This is a genomic window from Roseobacter ponti, assembly GCF_012932215.1.
Lineage (GTDB): Bacteria > Pseudomonadota > Alphaproteobacteria > Rhodobacterales > Rhodobacteraceae > Roseobacter > Roseobacter ponti.
Window position 1 is genome coordinate 854,902 of sequence record NZ_CP048788.1, and the last position, 12,471, is coordinate 867,372.

The window sequence follows — 12,471 nt, forward strand, 5'->3', positions numbered from 1 at the left end:
ATTTCACCTGATCGCGCGTCCGCGAAAGGGTGCGTACCCGCCATGACAAAGCTGTGATTGCGGGTCGCCGCTTACCCGTTCGGAATCTCCGCGCGACGCACTATATTTATGATAAGCGATGGCCCGACGCAGGGACCGGGCATTCACATATCCGACAGGAGACAGCTCCATGACCGATGTTATTGCAACCCGCCGCACTTTGCTTGCCTCCGCAGGGGCGCTGATGATGACCGGCGCTTCGGGGCTGGTACTGCCCGCCCGCGCTGCGGGTTTTGCCCCGACACCCTCGATGCGGGGCGGGTCCAATAATTACCGGCCCGGAGCGCCGGTCGTGGACCGGATCGGCGGGGGCGGCTTCTGGATGACGGGCAGTGTTTTGCGCGCCGGCGACGGTGCGCCGCTTGCCGGCCAGCGCATTCAGATCTGGGCCCATACCACCGAAGGCCACGAACGGGATCCGCAAAGCCACGGCGCCACGCTGACCGATGAAAACGGGAGGTTCCGCCTTGAGATGCCACAGATCGTGCCTGCCTTTGGCCAGCCGCACGGGCATCTTGCGTATGACGATGACGCCTATAAAACCGTGTTCCTGCGTCCGGTGATGGCCAGCGCGAGTGATACCAGCCTCAATGTGGAATTTATCCTCCAGCCGGCCTGATCAGCATGGCAGGTGCTCCAGTGTCGACGCTCCGCAGTCTTGCTGTCTGGGCGGTTCTGCTTCCCGCGGTGCTCTTACCTCTCGCGATGGCGGCGGCGTCTCCGTTGCTGGCCTGGCGTGATCCGGTTTATATCATCGCAGGGTTCGCCGGGATTGTCGCCATGTCACTTCTGCTGGTGCAACCGCTTCTGGCGCGGGGCAGGTTGCCCGGTCTGAACATACGACAGAGCCGGACCCTGCACCGGATGACAGGCGCGGCCCTCGTCGCCGGTGTTGTCATCCATGTCGTCGGTCTCTGGGTTACCAGTCCGCCCGATGTCGTGGACGCGCTCCTCTTCCGCTCACCAACGCCGTTCTCGGCCTGGGGCGTGATCGCCATGTGGGCTGTATTTGCCGCGGCGGTGCTGGCGGTTTTCCGGCGGCGCCTGCGTCCGCGGCTCTGGCGTTTGGCGCATTCGGGTATCGCTGTGGTGATTGTCACAGGAACGGTTATTCATGCGCTGCAGATCGAAGGCACCATGGAAACGGCTTCCAAGGTGGCCTTGTGTGCTCTTGTGATCGCCGCGACCATAAGTGTCTTTGTCGCGAGGACCCGGGCAGGGGCAAGTTAGAGTTTTTTTCAAAATGCTAAGCGCCAGATGAAACCTGTGGTCCCGGGAGGGACGTGGATACCGGCGTGGCCGGAGTGTCGGTTGCTTCGGCGACGGAGAGCCGCGGGCGGTCAGAAATCCGCAGGAAGCTATGTGCACACCCGTGTGCGGTGACGGGCAATTTCTGACGCGCGCTGATCAGAAATTATGGCCCGCCCGGGATATATTGGTCCGGGTTCACGCTTCATCGTCTTCCAGCGGCGGGCACGACAGCCGCAAAGCGATCTCAAAAAAGTAATGCAGTGCGAGAGGCAGCAACGAAAGCGCGACCACACGGGTGTTCAGCGGCGTGTCCAGAACCACCAGTGTTTCATTTACCGCGATCACCATGATGGCAACCAGCGCGTAGAGCATGAGCAGGTGGCGCCGGAAGCTCATGGGCACGCGGGTGTCGTCGGTTACAGGTACAAAACGATCAAGAATATCGGTGTCCCCGCGGACGCCAAGCACCATCAGGCCCGCATATGCAGCACAAAAGATGCTGATAAGCCGCTGGCTGAACGAGGGGTCGGCGTACCAGATCTGAAACGCAAGAACTCCGAGTATCATCGTCATGGCCCGCAGGAACGCGGGGCGCGCCTGTCCGAAAACCCGGCGCTGCAACCGGACCGTCCCCGGCAGTGTGCCCCAGACCTGAGCCGCCTGAGCCAGAACCGCTGCCCAGACGAATGCGGTCGCCTCAGGCATGCCTGCTGCCCGCAGGGCCGTCCAGCCGCTGAGAAAAACCGCAGGCATCAGCAAGCGGCCCGGCGATACAGGGGGAAGGTGGCTCAGCAACAGCCACAGCAGCATTGAAAAGCGTTGCAGCGGGTTCATGCGGAAAAGGGTAAACTGAGGCTGTGGCAGGACTGCGGCACAGTCCGGGACATTCCGTGGCCGCGGGGTCGGTGCTGAGCGCCGGCTTGGGAAAGCCCGTTCTGGTTCCCCCTTAGACGTTATCAGAAATTGTGACTGTCTGACCGGGGCGGGCTTCTTTCCCCGCCGGCATTCGGCCCCGTTGCAAAACCTCGGCCTCGCCTGTGCCGTTTCCGGCCGGTGATCAGAATTTCAAACCCGCTGGGCACCCCGGATCCACTTGACGCCCACAGAGCTATGAAATAAACCCGGAATTCGCTGCGCGGGCGTTGTGTAGTGGTAAGACCTTAGCCTTCCAAGCTAATGACGCGGGTTCGATTCCCGCCGCCCGCTCCAGCAGCTAAGCTCATGATATATGATCATAATCGTTTTGTATTCGGCTGTGGTTTATCACCCCCGTCAACCCTGCCGCCCCTGTTCGCTCTGGCATACGACCGATGTATCAGGTCCGGTCCGATCACGCGGACTGCGGTGTTTCATGCGTCATCCGACACCACGGGTCACGGGCTGCGGCAGAGCAGCAAAGCTTTCTGAAAGCGGCAGTCTGGAACACACCGGGCGATTAAGTTCGTACGTGATTTTCGGCGTAAGACCCGGGATATCCCGCAGACGCCGTGATCTGTTGTCCAGAGCGGGAAAAAAGAGGCCCTGCCATCCGTCCCAACCGGAAATCTTCATGAAACAGCATCTGCTGGTCCGGGTTCATGTCAGAACACCGAGTTAGAGCAGGATCGGCTCCGGAGCCGAATAAGGGTAAGACGATGCCAATTTTTCGCCCTTTTTATCAGTACAGTGACGCTTCAGAAATTGTTCCAGGAGAAAACGGCATGTCAGCGTGGCCAGATCCCGGTGAGTTCAACGTCACCATTCGCGACGAAACCCTGCACAGCACCGAAGTCACAGAAATCCTGCTCAGGCTCTGCTCATACCGTCTGTCGGCGCGCGATCTGATTTCCGAGCGTGTTGAGGCTGAATGTGATGAACGTCTGGCCGACAAGGCCGGGCGCACCGGCCCTCGTCATGTTCAGCCGGACGAAGTCGAAAAAACCCTGAACACGGGCACATCACCCCGGGCACCGGACGTTGGCAGGAGGATCGCTCTTGCGCTTTCAGCTTTTGAAAACAACGGGTTCGTGCTGCTGGTCGACGACAGGCAGATCGAAACGCTGGAGGAACAGATTGACATCAGTGAAAGCTCGATCGTGACCTTTCTCAAACTCACGCCGCTTGTCGGGGGATAGAGTTTGTCCGGATTCTTCAGCAGATTGACGGGCCCGGGAACGCCCGTCGAAAGGGTCAGCCCGGTTCCCAAAGTCTCACGTGCTGATGCCCTGTCGGGTACAGACTTCGGGCGGTTGGTGCAGGCGATTGATGCCGAAATGGCGGCGGCCTGTGAGGACGAATACGGATATCGGTACCAGTTCAGACCATCTGACAGCGAAAGCTACAAAGAGGTTATGAAAGACCGGGAGAAAGCCGCTGATCTGGCGCGCTTTCTTTTTAAGAACCGCAGACAGATTATCGCACCGGTGCGCGGTCGCCAGTATGACTGGGACAAGTCGCTCTGGCGCGGGTTTGCCATCTTTACCGGTCTGATGCGATCCGCACTTCCGCTTGGGGCGGAAGAGATTTTGTCCTGGCTGACCGCGTTGAAACGCGATTGTGACGCCGGCGGAGAGGGGCGCGGCGGACGACATATCAGGCTGAATGAATGGCCGGTCGGGTTCATGGTGCAGGCCGTCGAGCGCGCCGGCAAAAAAGAACCACTGTCGGAAAATGCGCTGGAAGGCCTCAGGGAGCTGCTGACCTGGAAGGAAATGACCCGGGACAATTACTACGGCACAGATTTCGCAAAGGTGCGCACGCGTGTTGAATACCTGATCGGGGCCGCGGCCGGGGCGAAGACTGAGGTTTTGCCCTACAGGAAGCTCTCCGGCGATCACTTTGGCGAAACGCTCGAAACCGAACTCAATGCTCTGCCACCGGACGAAGCGGCGAAATGGCACCGCGTATTCAATCTTGCCTCCGGAGCAAGCGGCAGCAAACCGACAAAAAAGTATCTTGACCACGCCCGGGAACTGAAAGATGACCTTGGCAAAGACTGGGTGCGAAGCCATGTGCAGAACTGGATGAGCCACGCCCTGACCGCCGGAACGGTCGAGGTCAGGCGTGCCCAGACTTTTGAAGATCAGGAATACGTCTGGTCGGAAAACACCGTCTTCACCAGGTCGAATGTGGTTTTACTCAAAGGTCTGGTCTGGATCTGTCAGGGTTTTCAGGATGCACGGACCATCAACCTTGTCGCCGATCTGTGCGAAAAATCGATGACAAAAGTACCTGGTGTCGGATCTGCAGCGCAGGCAACTGCGAATGCCTGCCTGTGGTATCTTGAGGTCACGCCGGGTGCTGAAGCAACCGCAAGGCTGTCGCGGCTTTCGACAGCTATCAAGCAGAAAACAGTGCAGAAAAAGGTGGCTGAGATTGTCGCCAGAAAGGCGGATGCCGCCGGGATCACCACCATTCAGCTGGCAGAACGCGTCGTTCCGACCTACGGGCTGACCATGGGCGAAAAGAGTGTCGCTTTTGACGACTACACGCTGAGCCTTCGCATTGAGGGGCCGGGAAAGATCACGCAGACCTGGTTCAGACCGGATGGATCGGTTCAGAAGACAGCGCCGAAATTCGTCTCCGCAAAGACGTCGCTGAAGGACAGGCTCAGCAGGATCAAAGCCGAAGCTGCCACGATTAAAAAAGTTCTGACCTCGCAACGCGATCGCATCGACCGGCTGTTTGCTGAGGATGTGGAGTGGCCTTTGGACGAGGTTGAGGCCCATTATGTGGGACACGATCTGCTTTGCCGGATTTCGGAGCGCCTGATATGGGATCTGCAGACCGGAAGCACCCGCACCGGCGCGATCTGGCGGGATGGTGTCTGGCAGGATGTCACCGGTGCAAAGGTTAACACCGCTGATGACACCACGGCGCGGCTCTGGCACCCGATTGACCGGGATACCGACCGGGTCATGGCCTGGCGTATCCGCCTGGCCGAGCTGGAAATCGTTCAGCCCACCAAACAGGCGTTTCGCGAAGTCTATCATGTGACTGATGCAGAACGGAGCACGCGTATCTATTCCAACCGGATGGCGGCGCATATGCTCAGGCAGCACCAGATGGCAACGCTGATGGCCGCGCGCGGCTGGCGGTACCGGTTGATGGGTGCCTATGATGACGGTGTCGATGATCAGTGGGCCACAAAAGACTTTGTGACGAGCGATCTGACAGCCGAGTATCTGCTTCACACAAACTGGGATGAGGACAACTGGAACGACGCCGGGATCTACCTTTATGTCGGCACGGATCAGTTGCGCTTTTCACGCGGCACTGACCGGGTGCCGCTTGAGGAAGTGCCGCCGCGGTTGCTGTCGGAAACGCTGCGCGAGGCGGATCTCTTTGTCGGCGTCGCCAGCGTCGGGAATGACCCTGCATGGGCGGATCAGGGACCGACGCCCGAGGCACGGAATTACTGGCAGAGTTATTCTTTCGGTGAACTCGACGGTTTCGCCGAAACCCGCAGGGAGGTTCTGCAAGCGGTTCTGCCACGGCTCAGGATCCGTGATGTGGCCCATATCGAGGGCAGGTTCCTGATCGTGGATGGCAGGCTGAACACATACAAAATCCATCTGGGTTCATCAAACGTCCTGATGGCGCCCGGGGATCGTTATCTGTGCATTGTCCCCGGCCGTGTCACCACAGCCGGGCAGGTCGCATTACCTTTCGAGGGAGACACCCGCCTGTCTGTGATCCTGTCCAAAGCGATGATGCTGGCTGACGACGACAAAATCGAAGCGCCCGATATTGTCAGCCAGCCGAAACGCTAGAGGCGGGCAGGGCGACACAGCAGGCTCTCACCGGCTGTGGCAGTCATTGGCCGGAGTGCCCTGGCCCGGGGCGCTGTCTGTGCCCTGAGCGTCATGCGCAACGAATGGCGCAGGCTTCGGCCAGTATGCGCTGACAAAGGTTCCCGCACCTTCCCGAATTTCGACAAACCCCTCGGCTTCAAGCGCGGAAAATGCGAGCCGCACAGTGTTTCCGCGTTGGCTTCATAGTCTTTGAGATCAACAGCTTTCATATCAGGTCTTCTTTCGATCCGGTTTTCCAGCCGGTGATTGCAACGCGCGCTGTCCGTGAACAGGTCGGGCGACAGCGCTGTCACGACTGCTCAGAAGCGTGAGGCGGGTGCAGAATGTCTTTAGAACGAGATCAGGAACCATCAGAGAACCGGTACAGTGGAAGTTCTTGGTAGCGGTCAGTCTCCTTGCGACGGGCGCTTGAGTTTCAGGCGCAGGTGATACGGTTTTGCTGTCTGCCCGCTCTGTTTCTATGGCGTTCTGACGGTTTCTGAACCGGGCAGGACCGGGCAGGGCAGATTTCCTGCAGCCCTTGCGCCGCCGCAAAAACAGTGAACTGACTGAGACGGGTCGCGCTGACCCGGTCAACGTGCCTTGCACCGCCACGATTCCTCTGACCGGTGCTTTCCGGCGTCTGGTGCGGGCGGCCCTGTCGGTATCCGGCCTGTGTCTGACCGGGCGGTCGCTCGGTCACCCGTGGCGGGACTGCGTCGCCTGGCCGCACAGCAAAGGCCGGTGTCTTGACCCCGCCCCAAGCAGCGGCCAGAAAAGGGCAGACGACAAAGGATGTTTCATGGCACGGCCCACACAAAAGGCTCCGGCAGCACCGGGGCAGACGGACGAACGTGCCCGTTCACGTAAGCTGGGCGCACTTGCGGCGCTGATGCCTTTTGTCTGGCCTTACAGACAACTGATGTTTTCTGCCCTTGCGGCGCTTGTGGTTACGGCAATGCTGTCGCTGACCCTGCCGCTTGCAGTGCGCCGGGTCGTGGATAATTTTGACACCAAAAGCGCGCGCGATCTTGATCTTTACTTTGCGGCGGCTCTTGGCATCGCCTGTTTGCTGGCTGTGGGTACGGGCGTGCGATATGCGCTGGTCACCCGTCTGGGTGAGCGGGTGGTTACCGACATCCGCAAGGCTGTCTTTGACCGCGTGATCGGCATGAGCCCCGCGTTTTACGAAAAGATCATGACCGGCGAAGTGCTGAGCCGGATCACAACAGATACCACGCTCATCCTGTCGGTGATCGGCTCTTCCGTCTCTATCGCGCTTCGTAACATTCTCATCTTTGCCGGTGGACTTGTGCTCATGCTGCTGACCTCGGCCAAGCTCACGGGGCTGGTGCTGCTGATCGTGCCGGCGGTGATCGTGCCGATTCTGGTACTGGGACGCAGGCTCAGAGTGCTGAGCCGCGAAAACCAGGACTGGATTGCGGCCTCCTCCGGCAATGCCTCGGAGGCGCTGAGTGCGGTGCAGACAGTTCAGGCCTTTACCCATGAAAGCGCCAGCCGCGGCCGGTTTGCCGAGATGACGGAGCTGTCATATGATGCGGCGCGACGGCGTATTTACACCCGCGCGATCATGACGGTGATCGTGATTTTCCTCGTTTTCGCGGGGATTGTGGGTGTGCTCTGGATCGGTGCCAAAGATGTACGGGCCGGGGAGATGACCCAGGGCGCTCTGGTGCAGTTCGTGATCTATGCGGTGATGGTTGCAGGCGGCGTGGCAGCGCTTTCGGAGATCTGGGGCGAACTGCAGCGCGCGGCCGGCGCCACCGAGCGGCTGGTCGAGCTTTTACAGTCCGAAGACAGCGTTACGGAACAAAAAGAGGCGGCGCGCCTTCCGCAGCCCGTCACCGGGCGGCTTACGTTTGAGGATGTCACTTTTGTCTATCCGTCGCGCCCCCTTGTGAATGCGCTCGACGGGGTCAGCCTGACCATTGAGCCCGGCGAGACCGTGGCCTTTGTCGGCCCGTCCGGCGCGGGTAAAACAACGATCATTCAGATGATCCTGCGCTTTTACGATCCGGTTTCGGGCCGCATCCTGCTTGATGGTGTCGATCTTGCCGACCTGCGGCGTGATGAGTTCCGCAAATCCGTGGCTCTGGTGCCGCAGGATCCGGTGATCTTTGCAGCTTCTGCCCGCGAGAACATCCGATTTGGCCGTCCGGATGCGACGGATGATGAGATAGAGGCGGCCGCAAAGGCCGCCGCCGCACATGACTTTATCACGGCACTGCCCGAGGGCTATGACGCCTGGCTCGGAGAGCGTGGTGTGATGCTGTCAGGCGGACAGAAACAGCGCATCGCGATCGCCCGTGCGATACTTCGGGATGCACCTGTGCTGCTCCTGGATGAAGCCACGAGTGCCCTTGATGCGGAAAGCGAACGGGCGGTGCAGGCGGCTGTTGACCGGCTGAGCGAGGGCCGCACAACGCTGATCGTGGCACACCGCCTGGCAACGGTCAAAAAGGCTGACCGCATCGTTGTGATGGACCAGGGGCGGGTGGTTGCGACCGGCCCGCATGACCAGCTGGTGGCCGAAGACGGTCTCTATGCACGGCTCGCCCGTCTGCAGTTTACCGACGGCATGGCCGCGGAATAGCGACAGAACCCGATTTTACGTGACGTCCGGTCCTGCGCCGAGGCGCGGTTCGGCTTGCACTGGACAGCAAACCCAGGCATCGTTTCCGCCAACTGAAAATGCCCCGGAAAGGGGCGTCCTGGGAGGAAACCGGATGACATTTGCAGGGACGAAAGACTGCGAGGCAATTGAGGCAGAAATGCCATGGGCGGACCGGCCTGAGCCGCCGACGCTCTATGGTGTGCTGAGTAAAACAGCCGCAAAATTCCCTGACCTGAATGCCGTCAGTTACCAGATTTTCTCCGGGCCCGGCGACAAGGCAGAAACGCTCAGCTGGTCAGAGCTCAAAGACAAAACCACTCAGGCCGCCAACCTCTTCCGCTCGCTTGGCGTGACGGAAAAGGACGTTGTGGCCTATGTCCTGCCCAATGCCAATGAGACGGTACTGGCGCTCCTTGGCGGGGCGGTGGCGGGGATTGTGAACCCGATCAACCCGCTGCTGGATGCAGAACAGATCGGCTCCATTCTGCGCGAGACCGGCGCCAGTGTCGTCGTGACGCTGCGGCCGTTTCCCAAGACCGATGTGGCGGACAAAACTGCTGAAGCGGTGGCCCTCGCACCCGGTGTCAAAACAGTGCTTGAGGTGGATCTTCTGCGGTATCTTACGCCGCCGAAATCCTGGATCGTGCCGCTGATCCGGCCCAGACTGAAAGTGCAGAACCAGGCGAAATATCTGAACTTCAACGCGGAGCTGGCCAAACAGCCAAAAACGCTCACATTTGACGATATTCAGGAAGACCGGGTGGCCTGCTATTTCCACACCGGCGGCACCACGGGTATGCCGAAGGTGGCGCAGCACCGGTATTCCGGGCTTGTTTATAACGGCTGGCTGGGCAAAACGCTGCTTTTCTCCGAAGAAGACACGATCATCTGTCCGCTGCCGCTTTTTCACGTCTTTGCCTGCCATGTGATCCTGATGGCAGCGCTTGTTTCAGGCGCGCACGTCGTTTTCCCGACGCCTCAGGGCTATCGCGGCGAGGGCGTGATGGACAACTTCTGGAAGCTCGTTGAACGCTGGAAAGTCACCTTTATAATCACGGTGCCAACTGCGATTTCTGCCAAAATGCAGCGCCCGATTGATGCGGATGTGAGCACCGTGAAAACCGCCTTCTCCGGATCAGCGCCTCTGCCGCTTGAACTTTTCCGGCGTTTTGAAAAGGCCACGGGCGTGACCCTTGTCGAAGGCTACGGGCTGACCGAGGCGACCTGTCTGGTGTCCTGCAACCCGACCGACGGCGAAAAGAAAGTAGGCTCCATCGGTATCCCGCTGCCCTATTGCGACGTGAAGATCTACAAAAGCACATCGGACGGGCCGGTGAAGGCTGAAATTGATGAGATTGGCGAAATCTGTGTGTCAAATCCCGGCGTTTATGTTGGGAACACCTACACAGAGCAGGAAAAGAATAACGATCTTTATTTTGGCGATCATCTGCGCACGGGAGATCTGGGCCGCGTCGATGCAGACGGATATCTGTGGATCACCGGGCGGGCAAAGGACCTGATCATTCGCGGCGGTCACAATATTGATCCGGCGGAAATCGAAGAGGCGTTGCTGCATCACGAGGCGGTTGCCTTTGCGGGGGCCATCGGCCAGCCGGATGCGCATGCGGGCGAGGTGCCCTGCGCCTTTGTCGAGCTGGTGGCGGGCGCGAGCGTTACCGAAGAAGAGCTGCTGGCCTTCTGCAAGGTGCGGGTACATGAGCGCGCAGCACAGCCGCGGCATCTGACCATCATGGACGAACTGCCCAAAACGGCTGTGGGCAAGATCTTCAAACCCGACCTGCGCAAACATGCGATCACCCGCATCTATAATCAGGCGCTTGAAGCGGCAGGGGTGGCGGCGCGTGTGGTGTCGGTCGTTGATGACAAAAAACGCGGGCTGGTGGCTCAGGTCGAGGCAAACGGCGCGGATGAGGCCGCAATCGGTGAGGTGCTGGGCGATTTCGTGCGCCCGTGGGAGATGACCGGCAGCGCGATGGCCGCAGAGTAACGGCAGCTCCGGGGTCGCGGGCGGTATCTCCTGCTGACGCGCAGACCGCTGTTCAGCAGTTTTGCGTCGGGGCCGGCAACGACATCTGTCAGTTGCCGGCGCTTTCCATTTTCCGGTGTTCTATGACCTCTTCGAGCCAGCCGAGTTTCATCTCCGGTACGGAACTCAGCAGAAGATCGGTATAGTCGTCGAAGGGTGGGCTCAGCACCTGTGACTTCGTGCCGTAGCGGACGACCTCACCCATATACATCACGGCAATGCTGTCCGCGATGGCCTTCACAGTCGCCAGATCATGGGTGATGAAAAGATAGGCCACGTCTTCGATCTTCTGCAGGTTAAGCAGCAGCTTGAGGATGCCGTCCGCGACCAGCGGATCAAGCGCTGATGTGACCTCGTCGCAGATGATGAGCTTTGGTTTGGCGGCAAGCGCCCGGGCGATGCACACGCGCTGTTTCTGCCCGCCCGAAAGCTCGGCTGGATACCGGTCCTGAAAGCCCTCGCCCAGTTCGATTTCATCGAGCAGTTCCTGGATGCGGCGCTGTTTTTCGGCACCTTTGAGACCGAAGTAAAACTCCAGCGGGCGTCCGATGATCGTGCCGACGGTCTGACGCGGGTTCATCGCGGTATCGGCCATCTGATAGATCATCTGCAACTCACGCAGATCGTCGCGCGGGCGCTGCGAGAGCTTTGGCGTCAGGGTGCGGCCATCAAAGGTAATGCTGCCCGCAGAGGGCGGCAGCAGCCCGGTGATGACCCGCGCCAGCGTGGATTTTCCGGAACCGGATTCGCCCACAACGGCGAGCGTCTGACCCGGATACATTTCGACATTAATGTTCTTCAGCACATCGAAGTCAGTACCGCTGTATCGGGCGGTGATACCTTCCACTTTCAGCATCGGTGTTTCGGTGGGCTGTTTTTCGATGTGTTTGATCGAGCGGACGGAGACCAGAGCCTGGGTGTATTCTTCCTGCGGAGCGTTGATAATCTGATCGACGGTCCCGTATTCGACCATTTCGCCCATGCGCAGGACCATGATGTGATCACTCACCTGGGCCACGACGGCAAGGTCATGCGTGATGTAGAGTGCTGCGACCCCGGTGTCGCGTATCGCTTCCTTGATTGCGGCGAGCACGTCAATCTGGGTCGTCACATCAAGCGCTGTGGTGGGCTCGTCGAAGACCACAAGATCAGGCTGGGGGCAGAGTGCGAGAGCTGTCATGCAGCGTTGCAGCTGTCCGCCTGAAACCTGGTGGGGATAGCGCTGGCCGATGTTTTCGGGATCGGGCAGCCCGAGTTTGCGGAAAAGCCCGACGGCGCGCTCTTCGGCATCGCGGCGGGAAAATTTTCCCTGCAGGATCGCGGCCTCTGTCACCTGTTCCATGATCTTTTTGGCAGGGTTGAAGGACGCTGCCGCCGACTGCGACACATAGGTGACTTCGGCGCCGCGCAGCCGGCGCACATCGCGGATGCCGGACTTCAGGATGTCACGGCCATTAACCTCGACGCTGCCGCCGGTAAGTTCCACACCGCCGCGCCCATAGGCCATTGAGGCCAGCCCGATGGTGGATTTGCCGGCACCGGATTCGCCGATCAGGCCCAGAACCCTGCCTTTTTCGAGATCAAAATCGACACCGTGCACGATTTCGATGTCACGGGATTTTTCACCCGGCGGATAGATCGTGGCGCCGATTTTCAGGCCGCGGACTTTAAGGAGGGGGTCTGTCATATTGAGGATCCTGCTGCGGGGCCGGCAGTTTGTCTGTCTG

Annotated in this window: 8 protein-coding genes and 1 tRNA gene; 7 read left to right on the forward strand and 2 right to left on the reverse strand. The window is 59.8% G+C overall.

Going from position 1 to position 12,471, the window contains the following annotated elements:
* Positions 1–169 precede the first annotated feature (169 nt).
* The gene (locus G3256_RS04175; protein WP_169639630.1) at positions 170–658 is read left to right on the forward strand and encodes a peptidase associated/transthyretin-like domain-containing protein; all 489 of its coding nucleotides are present in this window, start codon (positions 170–172) and stop codon (positions 656–658) included.
* Positions 659–678: 20 nt separating this feature from the next.
* Positions 679–1,269, forward strand: coding sequence for a ferric reductase-like transmembrane domain-containing protein (locus G3256_RS04180; protein ID WP_425501517.1), 591 nt, complete (start codon positions 679–681; stop codon positions 1,267–1,269).
* Positions 1,270–1,485: 216 nt separating this feature from the next.
* On the opposite strand, the gene G3256_RS04185 is transcribed toward G3256_RS04180, so the two are convergent.
* A complete protein-coding gene (locus G3256_RS04185; RefSeq protein WP_169639632.1) occupies positions 1,486–2,043 on the reverse strand; it encodes a hypothetical protein in 558 nt (185 codons plus the stop codon).
* A 382-nt stretch (positions 2,044–2,425) separates the two neighbouring features.
* Here G3256_RS04185 and G3256_RS04190 point away from each other — a divergent pair.
* The 5 genes from G3256_RS04190 to G3256_RS04215 all read left to right on the forward strand — a co-directional run bounded on the left by G3256_RS04190 (position 2,426) and on the right by G3256_RS04215 (position 10,705).
* A tRNA-Gly gene (locus G3256_RS04190) sits at positions 2,426–2,499 on the forward strand.
* Between the two features lie 491 nt (positions 2,500–2,990).
* The gene (locus G3256_RS04195) at positions 2,991–3,404 is read left to right on the forward strand and encodes a hypothetical protein (protein WP_169639633.1); all 414 of its coding nucleotides are present in this window, start codon (positions 2,991–2,993) and stop codon (positions 3,402–3,404) included.
* A gap of 24 nt (positions 3,405–3,428) precedes the next feature.
* Positions 3,429–6,041, forward strand: a complete 2,613-nt coding sequence (locus G3256_RS04200; protein ID WP_169639634.1) for a DUF4132 domain-containing protein — start codon at positions 3,429–3,431, stop codon at positions 6,039–6,041.
* An 823-nt stretch (positions 6,042–6,864) separates the two neighbouring features.
* The gene (locus G3256_RS04210; RefSeq protein WP_169639636.1) at positions 6,865–8,676 is read left to right on the forward strand and encodes an ABC transporter transmembrane domain-containing protein; all 1,812 of its coding nucleotides are present in this window, start codon (positions 6,865–6,867) and stop codon (positions 8,674–8,676) included.
* Between the two features lie 133 nt (positions 8,677–8,809).
* Positions 8,810–10,705, forward strand: a complete 1,896-nt coding sequence (locus G3256_RS04215) for an acyl-CoA synthetase (RefSeq protein WP_169639637.1) — start codon at positions 8,810–8,812, stop codon at positions 10,703–10,705.
* Positions 10,706–10,793: 88 nt separating this feature from the next.
* On the opposite strand, the gene G3256_RS04220 is transcribed toward G3256_RS04215, so the two are convergent.
* Positions 10,794–12,431, reverse strand: a complete 1,638-nt coding sequence (locus G3256_RS04220; RefSeq protein ID WP_169639638.1) for an ABC transporter ATP-binding protein — start codon at positions 12,429–12,431, stop codon at positions 10,794–10,796.
* Between the last annotated feature and the right edge of the window lie 40 nt (positions 12,432–12,471).

Excerpts from the sequence above, each read along its gene's own strand:
- G3256_RS04210 (WP_169639636.1), top strand. The coding sequence starts at position 6,865 with ATGGCACGGCCCACACAAAAGGCTCCGGCAGCACCGGGGCAGACGGAC.
- G3256_RS04195 (WP_169639633.1), top strand. The coding sequence starts at position 2,991 with ATGTCAGCGTGGCCAGATCCCGGTGAGTTCAACGTCACCATTCGCGAC.
- G3256_RS04215 (WP_169639637.1), top strand. The coding sequence starts at position 8,810 with ATGACATTTGCAGGGACGAAAGACTGCGAGGCAATTGAGGCAGAAATG.
- G3256_RS04185 (WP_169639632.1), bottom strand. The coding sequence starts at position 2,043 with ATGCCTGCGGTTTTTCTCAGCGGCTGGACGGCCCTGCGGGCAGCAGGC.
- G3256_RS04220 (WP_169639638.1), bottom strand. The coding sequence starts at position 12,431 with ATGACAGACCCCCTCCTTAAAGTCCGCGGCCTGAAAATCGGCGCCACG.
- G3256_RS04175 (WP_169639630.1), top strand. The coding sequence starts at position 170 with ATGACCGATGTTATTGCAACCCGCCGCACTTTGCTTGCCTCCGCAGGG.